17 protein-coding genes are annotated in these 18,233 nt (G+C 69.7%); 12 read left to right on the top strand and 5 right to left on the bottom strand.

Going from position 1 to position 18,233, the window contains the following annotated elements:
- Positions 1–18: 18 nt before the first annotated feature.
- The 3 genes from Sp245p_RS01940 to Sp245p_RS01950 form a co-directional block, all read right to left on the bottom strand.
- On the bottom strand, positions 19–450 hold the full coding sequence (locus tag Sp245p_RS01940; protein WP_103039917.1) for a CBS domain-containing protein: 432 nt from the start codon (positions 448–450) through the stop codon (positions 19–21).
- Positions 451–580: 130 nt separating this feature from the next.
- Positions 581–1,195, bottom strand: a complete 615-nt coding sequence (locus Sp245p_RS01945; protein WP_014238743.1) for a DUF938 domain-containing protein — start codon at positions 1,193–1,195, stop codon at positions 581–583.
- Between the two features lie 9 nt (positions 1,196–1,204).
- Entirely contained in the window at positions 1,205–2,395 is a 1,191-nt protein-coding gene (locus Sp245p_RS01950; RefSeq protein ID WP_014238742.1) for a YbfB/YjiJ family MFS transporter, read from the bottom strand.
- 131 nt (positions 2,396–2,526) lie between these two features.
- Here Sp245p_RS01950 and Sp245p_RS01955 point away from each other — a divergent pair, with 131 nt between their 5' ends.
- The 5 genes from Sp245p_RS01955 to Sp245p_RS01975 all read left to right on the top strand — a co-directional run bounded on the left by Sp245p_RS01955 (position 2,527) and on the right by Sp245p_RS01975 (position 7,053).
- On the top strand, positions 2,527–3,450 hold the full coding sequence (locus Sp245p_RS01955; RefSeq protein ID WP_038530383.1) for a LysR family transcriptional regulator: 924 nt from the start codon (positions 2,527–2,529) through the stop codon (positions 3,448–3,450).
- A gap of 144 nt (positions 3,451–3,594) precedes the next feature.
- Positions 3,595–3,927: a ferredoxin FdxA gene (gene fdxA / locus Sp245p_RS01960; protein ID WP_014238741.1), complete on the top strand. Its 333-nt coding sequence runs from the start codon at positions 3,595–3,597 to the stop codon at positions 3,925–3,927.
- Positions 3,928–4,246: 319 nt separating this feature from the next.
- Positions 4,247–4,747, top strand: coding sequence for a CarD family transcriptional regulator (locus Sp245p_RS01965; RefSeq protein WP_014238739.1), 501 nt, complete (start codon positions 4,247–4,249; stop codon positions 4,745–4,747).
- 314 nt (positions 4,748–5,061) lie between these two features.
- A complete protein-coding gene (locus Sp245p_RS01970) occupies positions 5,062–5,877 on the top strand; it encodes a hypothetical protein (RefSeq protein ID WP_014238738.1) in 816 nt (271 codons plus the stop codon).
- 273 nt (positions 5,878–6,150) lie between these two features.
- On the top strand, positions 6,151–7,053 hold the full coding sequence (locus Sp245p_RS01975) for an RNA polymerase factor sigma-32 (RefSeq protein ID WP_014238735.1): 903 nt from the start codon (positions 6,151–6,153) through the stop codon (positions 7,051–7,053).
- A 118-nt stretch (positions 7,054–7,171) separates the two neighbouring features.
- Here the strand turns inward: Sp245p_RS01975 and Sp245p_RS01980 are convergent, their stop codons facing one another.
- Together Sp245p_RS01980 and Sp245p_RS01985 are read right to left on the bottom strand one after the other, a co-directional pair.
- The gene (locus Sp245p_RS01980; protein WP_244439333.1) at positions 7,172–9,076 is read right to left on the bottom strand and encodes an adenylate/guanylate cyclase domain-containing protein; all 1,905 of its coding nucleotides are present in this window, start codon (positions 9,074–9,076) and stop codon (positions 7,172–7,174) included.
- Positions 9,077–9,236: 160 nt separating this feature from the next.
- The gene (locus Sp245p_RS01985) at positions 9,237–10,751 is read right to left on the bottom strand and encodes a M48 family metalloprotease (RefSeq protein ID WP_014238733.1); all 1,515 of its coding nucleotides are present in this window, start codon (positions 10,749–10,751) and stop codon (positions 9,237–9,239) included.
- A gap of 207 nt (positions 10,752–10,958) precedes the next feature.
- Here Sp245p_RS01985 and Sp245p_RS01990 point away from each other — a divergent pair, with 207 nt between their 5' ends.
- From Sp245p_RS01990 to Sp245p_RS02020, 7 genes are all read left to right on the top strand, one after another.
- Positions 10,959–11,795, top strand: a complete 837-nt coding sequence (locus tag Sp245p_RS01990) for a thermonuclease family protein (protein WP_014238732.1) — start codon at positions 10,959–10,961, stop codon at positions 11,793–11,795.
- A gap of 69 nt (positions 11,796–11,864) precedes the next feature.
- On the top strand, positions 11,865–12,815 hold the full coding sequence (gene pip / locus Sp245p_RS01995) for a prolyl aminopeptidase (protein WP_014238731.1): 951 nt from the start codon (positions 11,865–11,867) through the stop codon (positions 12,813–12,815).
- Between the two features lie 179 nt (positions 12,816–12,994).
- A complete protein-coding gene (gene rpmI, locus Sp245p_RS02000) occupies positions 12,995–13,195 on the top strand; it encodes a 50S ribosomal protein L35 (protein WP_014238730.1) in 201 nt (66 codons plus the stop codon).
- Positions 13,196–13,216: 21 nt separating this feature from the next.
- On the top strand, positions 13,217–13,588 hold the full coding sequence (rplT, locus tag Sp245p_RS02005) for a 50S ribosomal protein L20 (protein ID WP_014238729.1): 372 nt from the start codon (positions 13,217–13,219) through the stop codon (positions 13,586–13,588).
- A gap of 122 nt (positions 13,589–13,710) precedes the next feature.
- Positions 13,711–14,778: a phenylalanine--tRNA ligase subunit alpha gene (pheS, locus tag Sp245p_RS02010; RefSeq protein ID WP_014238728.1), complete on the top strand. Its 1,068-nt coding sequence runs from the start codon at positions 13,711–13,713 to the stop codon at positions 14,776–14,778.
- 13 nt (positions 14,779–14,791) lie between these two features.
- Positions 14,792–17,188, top strand: coding sequence for a phenylalanine--tRNA ligase subunit beta (gene pheT, locus Sp245p_RS02015; protein ID WP_109138334.1), 2,397 nt, complete (start codon positions 14,792–14,794; stop codon positions 17,186–17,188).
- Between the two features lie 525 nt (positions 17,189–17,713).
- A complete protein-coding gene (locus tag Sp245p_RS02020; protein WP_207198059.1) occupies positions 17,714–18,223 on the top strand; it encodes a response regulator in 510 nt (169 codons plus the stop codon).
- Positions 18,224–18,233: the final 10 nt, after the last annotated feature.

The raw sequence follows: 18,233 nt of genomic DNA on the forward strand, positions 1-18,233 counted from the left end.
CCGCTCGCTTTCCGGAGATCAGGTCCGCATCAGACTGTCGCGGAACTCCACCTCCTCCACCAGATGCTCGTAGGCGAGCTTGAACAGGTCGCGGATCGAGACGATGCCGACCGCGCGCTTGCCCTGGGTGATCGGCAGGTGGCGGTAGTGCTTCGACTGCATCAGGGTCAGCGCCTCGATGGCGTCCGCGTCCGGCGGCAGGGTGTCCGGGTTGCGGGTCATGATCGCCGACACCTCGGTCTCGAAGGCGTCGATCTGGGTGGAGAGCACCTTGTTGTTCAGGTCGCGCTCGGTGACGATGCCGACGAGGTCGCCGTGGTTCACCACCAGAACGGCGCCGATGTTCTTCTCCGCCATCAGCTTCGACACGGTCAGGACGGAGGTGTCCTCCGTCACCAGGATGAGTTCCTGCGACTTCACCACGTCCGGAACCAGCTTCCGCTTCATCATTTCCCCCAATTTGTAATTTGTTTACAAACTCAAGCGCTGCAGGGAAACAATAGCAAATCTCGCGGGTGCGAAACTGCGGCAGAAGACCGCACCTCGGATGGGGTGGTCCGGATGGAGGATCGGTCGGGGGTCAGTTGCGCCGGAGGACGACGGTCAGGTTGTTGGCGGGCATCTCCACCAGCTCGGCGAGGGTGAAGCCGGTGGCGGCACGCTCCACCGCGTCGAGGTCGCGCACGCCCCAGGCGGGGTTGCGGGCCTTCAGGTCGGCGTCGAAGGCCGCGTTGCTGGGCGCGCTGTGCCGCCCGCCGCGCGTGAAGGGGCCGTAAAGCAGCAGCGGCCCGCCCACCGGCAGAAGGCGGGCGGCCCCGGCGAACAGGCCGAGCGCCGCCTCCCACGGGGCGATGTGGATCATGTTGATGCAGACCACCGCGTCGGCGCTGCGGACCGGCCAGTCGGGCGCGGCGGCGTCGAGGTCCAGCGGGTCCCGCAGATTGGGCAGCGCCGCCGCGGCAGCCCAAGAGCGGACGCTGTCCCGCAGGTCCGGATCGGGGTCGCTCGGCTGCCACGTCACGCCGGGCAGCGCCTCGGCGAAGGCGACGGCGTGCTGGCCGGTGCCGCTCGCGATCTCCAGCACCAGGCCTTGCGTCGGCAGGACGCGGCGCAGCACCTCCAGGATGGGGGCGCGGTTGCGCTCCGTCGCGGGGGCGTGGCGGCGGGAGTCCTCGGGGTGCAGCGGATCGAACATGGGGGCAGGCTACCCGCGCCCGGCGCCCAGGGCAACCGCGGCGGGGTCGCGGCGCCCGGCCATCCAGGCCCCGGCGGCGAGGAGGAGCGCGCCGGCCAGCACCGCCGCGGCGGCCCCCAGCAGGGCGGAATCGAAGCTGCCGGTGCGCGCCACCACCAGCCCGGCCGGCACCGGCCCGATGATCTGCCCCAACCCGTAGACCGCGGTCAGCGCGCCGATGACGCGGGCAGACGCTCCGCCCGACAGGTGGCGCCCCAGCGTGAAGGACAGGGTGACGATGCCGACGAAGGTCCCGCCGAACAGCACCGCCGACAGCAGGGCCGCCGCGGGGGACCCGGTGATCGGCAGCAGGATGCCCACCGTCTGCACGACATGGGCGAGGATCAGCGCCCGCCAGAGGCCGAGCCGCCGCCCCGCCGCCGCCCAGACGATGCCCGACGGCATGGCTGCCAAGCCGGTGACCATCCAGGCCGCGGCGCCGAGCGGCGCCGTCTCCGGCATGGTCTTCAGGATGGCGACCAGGAAGGTGCCGGTGACGATGTAGCCGGCGCCTTCCAGGAAATAGGCCAGCGTCAGCAGGACCATGGGGGCGGAGGGACGGAGGGAGGGCGCGGGTGTGGGCCGCGCGGCGGCCATGTGGCCGGGCGCGCGCGGCGCATCGCTCACCCACAGCCAGGACAGGGTGCCGAAGCCCAGGCAGGCCAGCCCCAGCCACAGCCAGTCGCCGCGCCAGCCCAGCCGGTCGCCCATCACGGCGACGAACAGGCCGCTCGACGCGATGCCGAGGCCGACGCCGGTGTAGAGCCAGCCGGTCCAGGACTCGCGCCCGGCGCGGGCCAGCGCGTCCAGCGTCATGGCGATGCCCAGGATGAACAGGCCGGCGCTGGCCAGCCCGGAGACGAAGCGCAGCACGGCCCACGCCGCCATGCCCTCGGTGAAGCCCATGCCGGCGGTGGAGGTGACGCTGGCGATCAGCGCGGTGCGGAAGACGGCGGTGCGCGCCGCGCCCTGCGGCACCAGCCCGACGCCCAGCGCCCCCAGGAAATAGCCGAGATAGTTCAGCGAGGCGAGCAGCCCCGCGGCGTCGGTGCCCAGCCCGGTCGCCGCCTGCATCGCCGGCAGGATCGGCGTGAAGGCGAAGCGCCCCACCCCCATGGAGATGACCAGCACCAGCACGCCGCCGATCAGCACCCGGACCATGGCTTCCTCCCGCAGGTTCTTTTTTCGTGTGGGTCCATCCTCGCGCGACGGAACCCTCATTTCTAATGATTTGTTTCGATGCTATGCTTCACTGTGAGTGATGGGAAGCGTGCGGATCGGGGAGGGTGGCGATGGACCTCGCGGGCCTGCGGGTGGTGAAGGCGGTGGCGGACACCGGCAGCGTCAGCCGGGCGGCGGAGACGCTGAACTGCGTCCAGTCCAACGTGACGGCCCGGCTGAAGCGGCTGGAGGAGGATCTCGGCGTGCCGCTGTTCCTCCGGCTCAGCCGCGGCATGGCGCCGACGCCGGCCGGGCGGGTGCTGGCCGACTACGCCGACCGCGTGCTCCGCCTCGTCGCCCAGGCGCGCGACGCCGTGGCCGACGCGGCCGGGCGGGGCGGGCGGCTATCCGTGGGCACCATGGAGACCACCGCCGCCGTGCGGCTGCCGCCGATCCTCGCCCGCTTCCACGCGGAGAATCCGGACGTCGACCTGACCATCGTCCCCGGCCCCACCGAAACCATGCTGGGGGAGGTGCTGGCCGGACGCATCGACGGCGCCTTCGTCTCCGGGGCGGTGGAGCACCCCGAACTGGTCAGCCAGCCCGTCTTCGAGGAGGAGCTGGTGCTGGTCGAACCGGCCAGCGGCATCACCAGCGAGTCCGGGCGGAACACCCTGCTGGCCTTCCGGCGCGGCTGCGCCTACCGGGCGCGGGCCGAGACGGCGATGCGCGAGGCCGGGCGGGTTCCCTACCGGGTGATGGAGTTCGGGGCGCTGGAGGCCATCCTGGGCTGCGTCGGCGCCGGCATGGGCGTCACCGTCCTGCCCCGCGTCGTGGTGGAGCGGGAGCCCTGGCGCGGCCTGTTCACCGCCCGCCCGCTGCCGCCGGAACTGGCCCGCATGCCCACCCGTTTCGTCCGGCGGGTGGATTCCATGGAGACGGTGGCCCTGCGCACCTTCCTGGAGGCGGTCGCGGAGGGGAATATGGAGGGTGGGGCTGCGTCGCTTGCGCCCACACAACCGGCGGGGTTGATCCCGTCTCGGGCGGCGTGCTAGGCAAGCGCCGCGGTCGGGCCATGGTCCATTCATGCCCTCGGCCGCGCCCACGCGCGAGCACGTCAGTCGAAGCGTCCATCGATGCGACTCGAACCCCGGCGCGTGAACACCGCCGGAACTGGCGAGAACAGCGGAGAACGAATCATGCCCTACGTCGTGACGGAAGACTGCATCAAGTGCAAGTACACCGATTGCGTCGAGGTCTGCCCCGTGGACTGCTTCTACGAGGGCGAGAACATGCTGGTCATCCACCCGGATGAGTGCATCGACTGCGGCGTGTGCGAGCCGGAATGCCCGGCCGAGGCCATCGTGCCGGACACCGACGGCCGCGCGGAGAAGTGGATGGAGCTGAACCGCGACTACGCGGCGCAGTGGCCCAACCTGACCCGCAAGAAGGACGCGCTGCCCGACGCCGACGCCATGAAGGGCGTGGACGGCAAGTTCGACAAGTTCTTCTCTCCGAAGGCCGGCGGCTAAGCGGAGTCGGGACTATTGCGGCGCATGGCATTCTTTTGCCGCCATGCAAAAACGACAGGTCGGCCATCGGCGGGCAACGTCAGAATCCGGACGGCTGCCCGCGCGTAGCCTTTGTAACCCGGCCGTAACATCGCTATAATACGCGCCCGGAGCCGGCCTCAGCGTCATTGCCGGAATTCCCATCGACCAAGGGCTCAGTGCAACAGTGCGCGGCGTGGAGGACCCCATCCCCACGGTGTGTCGTTGTCACCGGGCCTTTTTCGCCCCCTCCACCGGGGCGGCAAAATGGCGCGATCGCGAGAAGTGAGAGCCAACCCAAATGTCGAACAAGCTTGACTTCGAGGCCGGTGACTTCGTCGTCTACCCGGCCCATGGCGTCGGTCGGGTCGAGGGAATCGAGACCCACAGCATCGCTGGCATGGATGTTCAGCTCTACGCGATCACGTTCGAAAAAGAGCGCATGACGCTCAAGGTTCCGGTCGGCAAGGCCAAGGCCGCCGGCCTGCGCCGCCTCAGCACGAAGGACCGCATCAAGGTCGCCCTGGAGACGCTGCAGGGCCGTTCGCGCGTCCGCCGCACGATGTGGAGCCGCCGCGCCCAGGAGTATGAGGCCAAGATCAACTCGGGCGACCCGGTGGCCATCGCGGAGGTCGTGCGCGACCTGTACCGCGGCGCCGACCAGTCCGACCAGTCCTACAGCGAGCGCCAGATCTATCAGGCCGCCCTGGAGCGTCTGGCCCGCGAGCTGGCCGCCGTCGAGAAGATCGACGAGACCAAGGCCACCGAGCGGCTGGAACTGGTCCTCAAGAAGGCCGCCTGACTTTATGAAAACCCTCTCCCGCCCCGGGAGAGGGTGCCTGCGAAGCAGGCGGGTGAGGGGCGCACGAGGATCGGGGTGCTTATCCTTGGCGGTACCCTCACCCTCCCACCGCTTCGCGGCGGGTCCCTCCCTCTCCCGGGACGGGAGAGGGAACTGTTTTCCGGACAGTGATGTTGACGATGAAGGCGCGGCGCTTTGGCCGCGCCTTTGTCTTAAGTTTTCGTCTTTCGCCGGGCCTGCGCGGCGCCTACACTCCCGCCCCCGGCCTGTTCTGGGCCGGTCCGTGACCGCTGGATGGGGTGAGCGTCTCCGGCATGTCTGAAGCGCAGAAATTCATCGATCTCCGAAACCCGCGGCGCATCTGGGCCGTCGGCTCGATCCACGCGCAGACGGACCATCTCCACGCCGTGCACGAGGTGATCGCGGCGCGCTTCCTGCCCGGCGACCGGCTCGTCTATCTCGGCAACATGGTCGGCTGGGGCGAACGGGTGCTGGAGACGGTGGACGCGCTGCTGGCCTTCCGCACCTGGCTGCTGAGCTGGCGGGGCATGGAGGCCGGCGACATCGTCTATCTGCGCGGCGCGCAGGAGGAGATGTGGCACAAGCTGCTCCAGCTCCAGTTCGCGCCCGACCCGCAGCAGGTGCTCGACTGGATGACCCGCCACGGCGCCGGTGCCACGCTGGCCGCCTATGGCGGCACGGTGGAGCAGGGCATGGCGGCGGCCCGCGGCGGCACCATGACGCTCGGCCGCTGGACCCAGGGGCTGCGTCAGGCGATGCACGCTCAGCCCGGTCACGAAAATGTGTTCAACACCCTGCGCCGCGCCGCCTACTGCACCGGTCCGGAGAGCGGGGAGGGCGGCGTGCTGCTGGTCAGCGCCGGCGTGGACATCCGCCGCCCGCTGAACCACCAGGGCGACGCCTTCTGGTGGGGCGCGCCCGGTTTCGCCCAGATGTCAGAGCCTTACGGCGGTTTCGCCCGCGTCGTGCGGGGCTACGATCCGGCCCGCAAGGGCGTCGCGGTGACCGACCGCGTGGCGACCCTGGACGGCAATTGCGGGTTGGGTGGGCACCTCGTTTGTGGATGCCTGTCGCCTTCGGGTGAGATCCTGGACCTGTTCCAGGTCTGACCCATCTCCCTTTTTCCTAACCGTCTTACCCATCCCCTCGGCCTCCGCCACCGAATCCCTTCCGGTGCGGATGATCCGAAACGTCTTGTGCTGCGTATGACGTGCAACAGGGCGAGGGGAACGGCTGTTGTCCCAACCGTCGGCATCCCACGGCGAACCGGCCGTGACGGACCGACGGATCATTGGACCTGAGGGGGCCTGTCCCTTCGGACTCCGCAGCACAGGGCACGAGCAGCCTGAAACGCGGCCGCCCAGACGGGAAGGAAGGGACGTATGGCCTACATCGACGATCCCGAGACTCAGCGCGCGAATCTGAGTTTCATCAAGGCTTCCATGCGTGAGCCTCTGCTGACGCGCGATCACGAATTCGATCTCGCCCGCAAATGGCGCGAGGGCGGTGACGAACGGGCCCTTCATGAACTGGTCCGCGCCTACACCCGGCTGGTGGTGGCGACCGCCGCGCGGTTCCGCAACTACGGCCTGCCCATGGGCGACCTCGTTCAGGAGGGCAATGTCGGGCTGATGCAGGCGGCCAGCCGCTTCGAACCGGACCGCGAGGTGCGCTTTTCCACCTACGCGGCTTGGTGGATCCGCTCGGCCATGCAGGACTACATCCTGCGCAACTGGTCCATCGTCCGCACCGGCACCACCGCCGCGCAGAAGTCGCTGTTCTTCAACCTGCGCCGCCTGCGCGCCCGCATCGAGAGCATCACCCAGGGCGGCACCGGCTCCGGCAACGGCCTGACCAAGGAAGGGCGGGAGTGGATCGCCGGCGAACTCCAGGTCGACGTAACCGAGGTGGAGGCGATGGAGATGCGGCTGTCCGCCTCCGATCAGTCGCTGAATTCCCCGGTCGCCGACGGCTCCGACGAGGACTGGCAGGATTTCCTGGCCGACCAGCGTCCGTCGCCGGAGGAGGTGGTGATCGGCATGCGCGACAGCCGGACCCGCTCGCAATGGCTGGCCGAGGCGCTGGGCGAACTCAGCCCGCGCGAACGCACCATCATCCAGGAACGCCGCCTGCGCGAGGAGGGCGCGACCCTGGAACAGCTGGGCCGCGAACTGGGGGTGAGCAAGGAGCGGGTGCGCCAGCTCGAACACCGCGCCCTGCTGAAGCTGCGCCAGTCGATGCTGAAGCGGGTGGAAGGGTTCGGGGATCTGCTGGCGGACGCGTAGACGCCGCTTGCCCCCACCCTAACCCTCCCCCGCTGGGCGGGGGAGGGGACGACCGCCGCTTCGCGATCATCTCCCTCCCCTGCGAAGCGGGGGAGGGCCGGGGTGGGGGCAAGCCCGCCTACGCCTTCTCTTCCTCCCGCACCGCCCCCGCGCCATCGCCCCCGCCATCGCCATCCAAAGTGACCCGCCACACCTCGGTGGTGCCGGTGCGGCCGCGCAGCGTTCGGTCGCCGACGCAGTCCAGCGGGGCGGCGCCGTCGCCCTGGAAGGCGGTGGCGGCGCTCGACAGGACGATGACCTCCTCGTCCCCCTGCAGGGCGGAGGCCAGCTCCTCGATGCGGGCGGCGACGTTCACGGTGTCGCCGACGATCGTGTAGTTGATCCGGCTTGCCGATCCGATGTTGCCCACCACCACCGGCCCGGAATGCAGGCCGATGCGCACGCGGATCGCCGGCAGCCCTTCCGCCGCGCGGCGGCGGTTGCCTTCGCGCACGGCGCGGGTGATGGCGTGGGCGGCGCGCAGCGCGCGGGCGGCGTGGTCCGGCTGTTCCTCCGGCGCCCCCCAGAAGGCCATGATGGCGTCGCCGATGAACTTGTCCACGGTGCCGCCCTCCGCCTCGATGCAGTTGGCGAGCAGAGTGAAATGCTCGTTGAGCAGGGCGGCGGTGTCGGCGGCGCCCATATGCTCGGCCATGCGGGAGAAGCCACGGATGTCGGTGAACATCACCGTCACCTCCCGCTCCTCCGACTGGAAGCTGGTCAGGCCGCCGCGGCGGTGCATCAGCCGCAGCACCAGGGCCTTCGGCACATAGGTCTCGAACCAGCGCAGGCCGGCGACCATGGCGTTGAAGGCGCTGTTTGCGCGGGCCAGTTCGCGCAGGCGCGAATCGGGAAGCTCCTCGATCGCGCGGAAGTCGAAGGTCCGGACATGGTCGGCCGCTTCGGCCAGATGGGCCACCTGGGTGCTGATGCGCCGCCCGACGATCAGCGCCACCGCCACCGAGATCAGCAGGATGCCCAGCCCGGCGAGGCCGGTGGTGTAGAGGCGGCGGACCTCGGCGCTGGCCTCGTTGGCGCGGAAGCTGATGCCGATGGTCCAGTCCTGCTGGCCGTAGCCGGCCATGCTGCGCATCAGGAACAGGTAATCCTCGTCCAGCACGTTGACCATCCGGCCCTCCACCCGCTTCTTCAGGGCGTCCACCGGCTGGCCGGTCTGCCAGAGCGCCGCCAGCGCCGGGTCGGCCACCTGATCGATGCGCGGCAGGGGCGGGCCGTCGGTCTTGGTGGAGAAGTCGAACTTCATGCCGGCCAGCGACGGGTGGGCCAGAACGTGCTGCCGGTCGAACAGGACGAAGGCGTTCAGCCCCTGCTCCACATAGAGCGTGGACAGGAAGCGCGACAGGTCGCCCAGCGACACCCCGACGACCACCTGCCCCAGATAGGTGCCGTTGCGCCGCACCGGCTGGAACAGGGTGACGAAGCTGGTCCCCGCCTCCTTCGACCACAGCGGGTCGGCCCAGACGGCGGTGGTGCGGTCGGCGCCGTTGCGCAGCTCCGGCCCCAGCTCCGGCTCGTGGCGCAGATCCTCCCGCCCGATGTGGAGCTGGTTGCCCAGCCGGTCGGCGCGCAGGCCGGTGCGGTCGGGGTGGAAGAAGGCGATGCCCGTCACGTCCGGCGCTCCGGCCAGCGCGCCGCGCAGCGTGTCCTGGAGAGAGCGGGAATCGGCCGGGTCCAGCTCCCCCCGCTCCATCAGTCCGGCCACGAAACGGGCCATGTCCCGCGCGGGGTTGAGCTGGTTGCGGATGCGCACCTCCACCCCCGACAAAGCGAGGTCGGCGCGGTCGTTCAGCAGGGCGAAGGTGTTGCGGCTGGCGCTGACGAGGCCGAGGACCAGAACGCTGGCCACCGCCAGCAGCATCAGCGACCCGAAGCCGGCCACCAGCACCGCCGCGATGGGCAGGCGCAGGCGCGGGCGTCCCAGCGCGGGCGGGCGCGTCCGGCGCGGACCACCCTTCTTGCGCACGGCCTCCTTTGGTCCGGAGACGCGCAAGCCGGTTCGCAGAAAACGCCGTTTGGTGGGGTGGTCAGCCATGGCGCGGAGCCTACAGGACGCACGCGTCCATCGGCAATCGGCCATCGCGCCGCGTCCTGTAACGGTCACCCCGCCGTCAACCGGGGGGTCGTCAGCCGGTGATGATCTTCACCGGATGTCCGGGCTGGATGGGAGTGCCCGGCGGAAGATCGTTGATGATCCGGAACAACTCCTCCGCGTAGGGTTCCCGCGGCATCTGGCGGACGAAGCTCTCCACGCTGTCGCCGGGGCGGGCGGTCTGCACGCGGATGCGCCGGGGCTGGTAGGACGCGCCCTCCTGCTGGGTCAGCCGGCGGAAGCTGACGGCGGTCTGGCGGAAATCGGCGTCGAAGCGCGACAGCGCGCCGCCGGGAGCCAGGAAGGTGAAGCGGTACAGCGTGCCGGAGTCGGCGCGTATGGCGACCAGCCGCACGTCCACCGCCCCGGCGTCGGTCTTGCCCTGGGTCAGCGCGGTGGCCGCAGGCATGCCGTTGACGGTGAAGGATTGCAGGTCGCGCAACGGCGCCCCCTGCGCCCAGGTTCCGGTCAGATAGGCGGCGGGGTCGCGCGCCCCCGGCGCCTTGCCGCCGTCGAAGACGATGGCCCCGCCGTTGGGACCCTTGGCGATCACCTGCTGCGCCCCGTTGAGCAAGCTGTAGCCTTGTGGCACGTCGAAGGCGATGCCCAACTGCGGGTGGGCGAAGGTCCGGCCGCGGACGAAGCCGTTCTCCGGGCTGTCGCCGTAGATCACCCCATCCATCGCCGTCATGTAGGGGTCGACGGGCCGCGCCCCGCGGGGCAGCTCGCGGGCGATGGCCGCCGCCTCGTCGACGCGCGACGCGGTCTGCGGGTGGGTGGCGAAGAAGTCGAAGCCGCCCTCCCCGGCACCCTTGCCGGAGCGCAGGCCGGAATATTGGGTGTCGCGGCGCATGGTCTCCAGGAAGGTCGCCATGGCGAAGGGGTCGTAGCCGGCGCGGTGGAGATACTCGATGCCCAGCCGGTCGGCCTCCGACTCCTGGCCGCGCGAGTAGCGGGCGAGCAGGGCGGTGCCGCCGATGTTGGCGATCTGCGCCAGCTCCGGGCTGCCCAGCACGAGGCCGATGCCGGCGGCGAGCAGCCCGGCGATGGTCTGGTTGGTCTGCCGTTCCTGGCCATGGTGGGCGATGACGTGGCCGATCTCGTGCCCCAGCACGCTCGCCACCTCCGCCTCGTCCTTGGCGAGGGCCAGCAGACCGCGGGTGATGTAGACGTAGCCGCCCGGCAGGGCGAAGGCGTTGACCACGTCGCTGTCCAGCACGGTGAAGGTCCAGGGGCCGGAGCGGTCGGTCTGGGCGGCCAGCCGGTTGCCGATGCCGGTGATGTAGGCCTGCAGCCGCTGGTCGGGGTAGGCCCCGCCATACTGGGCGAGGATCTTGGGATGCTCCTGCGCGCCGATCGACTCCTCGCTGCCGCCGAGGAGCTGGGCGTTGGCCGGGGCACAGGCCGAGGTGAGCAGCAGGACGGCCAGCCCCGCGGCGGCGATCCGGCGCAGCGGGGACGGGGAGGGTGATTGCGTTCGAAATCCCCTCTCCCCTCTGGGGAGAGGGTTAGGGTGAGGGGGTTGCGCTTTTGCCGGACCTACCGCCATGCGCAACCCCCTCACCGGCCCTCCGGGCCACCCTCTCCCCAGAGGGGAGAGGGCTGGATCGGCCGATTGCCTTGGCGGAAACAGGGAAGACGGCTTGCGTTCGGTCGTCGGTTCGGGCGTCATGAGTCGTCATATCGGATGGGGGCTTGCAGAGATCAAACTCCCCGTCCGGCCCGCCTGTTCCACGGCTCCATCCCTACGCCCGCCATGCCGCGCCGCATTCTCTCGCTGATGCTGTCCGCCCTGCTGCTGCTGGCGAACACCGCCGGGCCGCCGGAGCTGCGCGTCGCCGCGGTGACCGACGGCGCCACCTTGCTGCTGGAGGACGGGCGCAGCCTGCGTCTGGCCGGCATCGAGCCCGCCGCCCCGCCCATGGGGGCGGAGCCGGGCCAGAGCTGGCCGCTGGCCGAAGCGGCGCGGCAGGCGCTGGCGGAACTGGCCGTCGGGCAGCGCCTGAGCGTGCGGGGGGAGGCGCGGACCGACCGGCACGGGCGCCTGCTGGCCCAACTGGTGCGCGGCGATGGGCTGTGGCTCCAGGGCGAGCTGCTGGCGCGCGGCCTCGCCCGCGTGCACACCCGGCCCGACGCCCGCGCCCTGGCCCGCGAGATGCTGGCGGCGGAGGCCGGCGCGCGGGCGGCCGAGCGCGGCATCTGGCGGACCCGCGCCTACGCCGTGCGGCCCGCCGACCCCGACGCGCTGCGCCGGGACCGCGACAGCTTCCAGATCGTCGAGGGGCGGGTGCTGCGGGTGAGCAAGGCCGGCGGCGACGCTTATCTGGATTTCGGCGAGGACTGGCGGACCGACGTCACGGTGCACATCGGGCGGGCTGTGCTGCGCGAGTTCGTGGCCGCCGGCATCGACCCGCTGTCCTACGAAGGCCGGGTCGTCCGGGTGCGCGGCTGGGTGGGCCTGCGCGCCGGCCCGCTGATCGAGGCGACCCACCCCGAGCAGATCGAGCGGCTGGACGGGGCGGCATCGTCCCTCCGGGAGACGCCCCACCCGTCCACTCCGCCGCCGGACCTTTCCGACGACGAGGAGGAGTGAGCCTGTGGCGGACGGCGGACGGGCGTCCTACACTTGCTCCCATTCGGCCCGGACTGACAGGACCTCTTCATGCCCCGCAGCGAGCTTTTCCCGCCCATCGACCCCTACCAGACCGGCTTCCTGCCCGTGGACGAGATCCACACGCTCTATTGGGAGCAGTCGGGAAACCCGCGCGGCGTGCCGGTGCTGTTCCTGCACGGGGGGCCGGGGGCGGGCGCCTCGCCGACGCACCGGCGCTTCTTCGATCCCGGCCATTACCGCATTGTCGTGATGGACCAGCGCGGGGCGGGCCGCTCCACCCCGCTGGGCGAGGTCCGGCGCAACACGACCGAGCTGCTGGTGGAGGACGCCGAACGGCTGCGCCGCCATCTGGGGATCGAGCGCTGGCTGCTGTTCGGCGGAAGCTGGGGATCGACGCTGGCGCTGGCCTACGGGCAGACCCATCCGGAGCGCTGCCTGGGGCTGATCCTGCGCGGCATCTTCCTGATGCGGAAGACGGAGATCGACTGGTTCCTCTACTCCATGCGCACGATCTTCCCGGAGGCCTGGGCCACCTTCGCCGGCCACATCCCGCCGGAGGAGCGCGGCGACCTGCTGGAGGCCTATTGGCGGCGGCTCAACGCGCCGGACGCGGCGACCCGCATGGCGGCGGCGCGGGTGTGGAGCCTGTATGAGGGGTCCTGCTCCTCGCTGCTGCCCTCTCCGGAGCTGATCGCGACGAGCGCGGAGGACACCCACGCTCTGGGCCTCGCCCGCATTGAGGCGCATTACTTCCGCTCCAACCGCTTCACCCCGGAGGACAGGCTGCTGCGCGACGTGCACCGCATCCGGCATCTGCCGGGGGCGATCGTCCAGGGCCGCTACGACATCGTCTGCCCCATCACCAGCGCCGACGAGCTGCGCCGCGCCTGGCCGGAAGCCGATTACCGCGTGGTGCCCGACGCCGGCCATTCCGCCATGGAGCCGGGCATCCGCGCCGCCCTGGTCCAGGCGACGGAGCGGTTCAAGGAGTATCGGTAGGAAGTACCGGCAGGGGAGGGGGCACGCCGGCCCCCCTCATGCCTCTCCCGCATTCGCTCCCCCTTGCGTTGCGGCGTGGCCGCGCGTATAACCCTGCGCTCCAACGGGCGGCGAGGCCGGGTCCGAGACCCAGGGCATGCCCAACCGTCAGTCGGGAACATCCAACGCAAGGATTGAAAATGCCCAAGCTGAAGACGAAGAGCGGCGCCAAGAAGCGCTTCAAGGTGACCGCGTCCGGTAAGGTGCGCGCCCAGGCGGCCTTCAAGCGCCACTGCCTGGAGCAGAAGAGCCCGAATATGAAGCGCAATGCGCGCGGCATGATGACCCTGGCCGAGCCGGACCAGAAGATCGTGCTGAAGAACTGGCTGCGCAACGCTTGATATCGTAAGGGAATCTGAACCATGGCTCGTGTTAAGCGCGGCGTCACCACGCACGCCCGTCACCGCAAGATCCTGAAGCTCGCCAAGGGCTACCGGGGTCGCAACTCCAAGAACTTCCGCATCGCGATCGAGAAGGTCGAAAAGGCCCTTCAATACGCGTATCGCGACCGCCGCAACAAGAAGCGCGATTTCCGCGGCCTGTGGATCCAGCGCATCAACGCCGGTGTCCGCCAGTACGGCCTGACCTACTCGCGCTTCATCAACGGCATCAAGCTGGCCGGCATCGAGATCGACCGCAAGGTCCTGTCGGATCTGGCCGCCCGTGAGCCGGAGGCCTTCAAGGCCATCGTCGATCAGGCCCAGGCCGCTCTCGCCTCCAAGGCCGCCGCCTAAAGGGTTCGCCGCGCAAGCGGAAACCCCGGTCCGGCGCCGGACACGAAAGAAGGGAGCCGTGCCTCTGGGCCGGCTCCCTTTTTCTTTACGCTCGCACTTCCTTATGGCTCGCGGGAAATGACATGCTCGATGCGCTGAAAGACGAACTCCTGTCGCAGGTCAACGCCGCTGGCGACCTCGCGGCCCTCGAAGAGGTGCGGGTCACCGCGCTCGGCAAGAAGGGGCGCATCACCGGCTTCATGAAGGAGCTGGGCGGGCTGTCGCCCGACGAACGGCGCGAGCGCGGCCAGCAGCTCAACGCGCTGAAGGACGAGATCGCCGCCGCCATCGACGGCCGCAAGGCCGACCTCGCCCGCGCCCATCTGGAGGCCCGCCTCCAGGCCGAGCGCATCGACGTCACCCTGCCGGTCCGTCCGGAGACCGAGGGGCGCATCCACCCGATCAGCCAGACCATCGACGAGATGGTGGCGATCTTCGCCGAGATGGGCTTCAGCGTCGCCGAGGGGCCGGACGTCGAGGACGACTTCCACAACTTCACCGCCCTGAACTTCCCGCCGGGCCACCCCGCCCGCGACATGCACGACACCTTCTATCTGCCGGATGCCGGCGACAAGAAGATGCTGCTGCGCACCCACACCAGCCCGGTGCAGGTCCGCACCATGCTGAACAAGAAGCCGCCGATCCGCATCATCGCGCCGGGCCGCACCTACCGGTCCGACTACGACATGACCCACACCCCGATGTTCCACCAGATCGAGGGGCTGGTCATCGACGAGGCGACCCACATGGGGCACCTGAAGGGCTGCCTGATCGAGTTCTGCCGCGCCTTCTTCGACGTGGACGACCTGCCGCTGCGCTTCCGCCCCAGCTTCTTCCCCTTCACCGAACCGTCGGCGGAGGTGGACATCGGCTGCTCCCGCAAGGGCGGCGAGCTGAAGCTCGGCAACTACGGCGACTGGCTGGAGATCCTGGGCTGCGGCATGGTGCACCCCAACGTGCTGGAGGCCTGCGGCATCGACAGCACCAAGTACCAGGGCTTTGCCTTCGGCATGGGGATCGAGCGCGTGGCGATGCTGAAGTACGGCATCCCCGACCTGCGCACCTTCTTCGAAGCCGACCTCCGCTGGCTGAAGCATTACGGCTTCGTGCCGCTCGACGTTCCCAGCATGGCCCAGGGCCTGACGCGCTAAAGGAGCCGGACCCATGAAGTTCACGCTGTCCTGGCTGAAGGACCATCTGGAGACCGACGCCACGCTCGACCAGATCGTGGAGAAGCTGACCGCCCTCGGCCTGGAGGTCGAAGGGGTGGAGGACCGCTCGAAAGAGCTGAAGCCCTTCCGCGTCGCCCACGTCGTCTCCGCCGAGAAGCACCCGGACGCCGACAAGCTGCGCGTCCTGGTCGTCGACACCGGCACCGAGAAGCTCCAGGTCGTCTGCGGCGCGCCCAACGCGCGCGCCGGCCTGAAGGGCGTCTTCGCGCCGGAGGGAGCCTACATCCCCGGCTCCGACATCACGCTGAAGAAGGGCGTCATCCGCGGCGTCGAGTCGAACGGCATGATGTGCTCCGAGCGCGAGCTGAAGCTGTCGGAGGAGCACAACGGCATCATCGAGCTGCCGGACGACGCGCCGGTCGGCGTCGCCTACGCCGACTATGCCGGCCTGGGCGACCCGGTCATCGACATCAGCCTGACGCCCGACCGCGCCGACTGCGCCGGGGTGCGCGGCATCGCCCGCGACCTCGCCGCCGCCGGGCTGGGCACGCTGAAGCCGCTGGCGGCGGAGCCGGTGAAGGGCGCCTTCCCGAGTCCGCTCGGCGTGACCATCGAGGCGCCGGACGCCTGCCCGATGTATGTCGGCCGCTATTTCCGCGGCGTGAAGAACGGCCCGTCGCCCAAGTGGCTGCACGACAAGCTGGTCGCCATCGGCCTGCGCCCGATCTCGGCGCTGGTCGACATCACCAACTTCATCACCTTCGACCTGTCGCGCCCGCTGCACGCCTTCGACGCCGACAAGGTGAAGGGTGGCATCGTCGTCCGCATGGCCCGCGAGGGCGAGACGCTGGCGGCGCTGAACGGCAAGGAATACCCGCTCGACCCGGGCATGACGGTCATCGCCGATCATGAGCGGGCCGAGGCGCTGGGCGGCATCATCGGCGGCGAGGCGTCGGGCTGCACCGAGACGACGGTCAACGTCTTCCTGGAAGCGGCGATCTTCGACACCGTGCGCACGGCGCAGACCGGCCGCAAGCTGGGCATCGAGTCGGACGCCCGCTACCGGCTGGAGCGCGGCGTCGATCCGGCGGTGGTCGTCTCGGGGATGGAGCGCGCCACCCGCCTGATCCTGGAGATCTGCGGCGGCGAGGCCTCCGACCTCGTGATCGCCGGTGAGGAGCCGCAGTGGCGCCGCACCCTGACGCTGCGTCCGGGCCGAGTGGCCGCCCTGGGCGGCGTTGAGGTGCCGCGCGACGAGCAGACCCGCATCCTGATCGACCTCGGCTGCGAGATCGTCGGCGAGGATGTGGACGGCACCCTGCGCGTCGTTCCGCCCTCCTGGCGCGCCGACATCCACGGCGAGGCCGATCTGGTGGAGGAGGTGCTGCGCATCCACGGCTTCGACGCCATCCCGGCAACCCCGCTGCCGCGCGACAGCGTGCTGACCCGTCCGGCCCTGACTACCAAACAGCGCCGCGTCGGGCTGACCAAGCGCACGCTGGCCGTCCGCGGCCTGTCCGAAGCCGTCACCTGGTCCTTCATGGCCGGTCCGGTGGCCGAGCTGTTCGGCGGGGTTGGCGAGGGGCTGACGCTGGTCAACCCGATCAGCGCCGACCTCGACGTGATGCGCCCGTCCATTCTCGGCAACCTGATCCAGGCCGCCGGGCGCAACGCCGACCGCGGCTACGCCGACGTCGGCCTGTTCGAGGTCGGCCCGGCTTTCCGCAAGCCGTCGCCGGACGGGCAGGACATCGTGGCCGCCGGCATCCGCGCCGGCAACGCGGTGCCGCGCCACTGGGCGGAGAAGGCCCGCGGCGTCGATGCCTACGACGCCAAGGCCGACGCCATGGCCGTCCTGGAGGCCGCCGGCGCGCCGGTGACCAACCTGCAGGTCACCACCGACGCGCCGGGCTGGTACCATCCCGGCCGCTCGGGCGTGCTGCGCCTCGGCCCGACGGTGATGGCCCGCTTCGGCGAAATCCACCCGACCGTGCTCGGCACGCTGGGCGTCAAGGGTCCGGTGGTCGGCTTCGAGGTGTTCCTGGACGCCGTCCCGCTGCCCAAGAAGAAGGGCGGCACGGCGCGTCCGCTGGTCCAGCTCTCGCCCTTCCAGCCGCTGGAGCGCGACTTCGCCTTCGTCGTCGGCAAGGACGTGGAGGCCGACAAGCTGATCCGCGCCGCCAAGGGCGCCGACAAGGCGCTGGTCAAGGACGTGACCGTCTTCGACGTCTACCAGGGCACCAACCTGGAGGAGGGCAAGAAGTCCGTCGCGCTCTCCGTCACGCTCCAGCCGACCGAGCGGACCCTGACCGAGCCGGAGATCGAGGCCATCGGCCAGAAGATCGTCGCCGCGGTCGCCAAGGCCACGGGCGGCAGCCTGCGCAGCTGACGTTCGCGCTCCTGACGCGGGCGCATCCAATGGCTGCGGATCCGGCAAAGGGTTCAATTTCGTAAGACAAAGTTCGGGCCTCCGCCGCAAGGCGGGGGCCCATTGTTTTTCCATGTCCGGATGGAACGGCTCCCAATCCGGACAGTTCAAAGGATTGTTCCGGAGGCGTCACGTCTGGATTCGCAGAACATGCCGCGGTCCGTTGTTTGAAGCACGTTTCGGCATGGCATCCGGGTGTGCCTCATATGCGCTTTTTCAGAGTTGAATAGAGTTGGTCCATCAGATAAAGCGAATGAACATAAGTTTGCAAAACATGCATCCGTATTGTCTCGATGCTGCGCATCGCTGCCTATAAATTTCAGAAATGGAATGTTTTCTTTCCACGATACATGGCAGACATTCCAAAAATTCGTCAGGCTGATATTTCGATTTTTTTAATATTTTTCGTTCTTTTTTGAATCGGTCATGTGGAACACGGCGCGGGGTGCCCTGGCTCCGCCGCCCTCAGCCCTGGTGAAGAATCCGATGGTGAGCTTAACGAACGACCACGCCAAAACCGCTTCCGTCCTCGCCACGACCGGGGATGCCGGCAATGGCTCGGTGGATGGCGGCGGCGCGGTCCGCCGCGAGGATGGCGAAGAAGGAGCGCCGGCCGAAGCCAGCCGGCTGGTCATCGTGGTGGACGACGACCGGTCGATCGTGGAAGGGCTGGCGCTGCTTCTCGAAGCCTGGGGATACGACGTGCTGACCGCCCTGTCGCTGAACGAACTGGCGCAGCGGCTGCCGCAGGCGCCCGGCCGTCCCGGGCTGGTCCTGGCCGATCACTTCCTGCCGGCTGGCGGCACGGGCGCCCAGGCGGTGGAGATGGTGCGCGCCCATGTCGGCGCCCCGGTGCCCGCCCTGATCCTGACCGGCGATACGATGCCGGAGCGTCAGGCCGAAGCCGCCGCCCTGGGCTGCCGCCTGCTGCACAAGCCGGTGCAGATCGGTCCGCTGAAGGACATGGTGGACACGCTGATGAGCGGCGCCGGCTGATCCCGCGTCC

The organism is Azospirillum baldaniorum, from assembly GCF_003119195.2.
Taxonomy (GTDB): domain Bacteria; phylum Pseudomonadota; class Alphaproteobacteria; order Azospirillales; family Azospirillaceae; genus Azospirillum; species Azospirillum baldaniorum.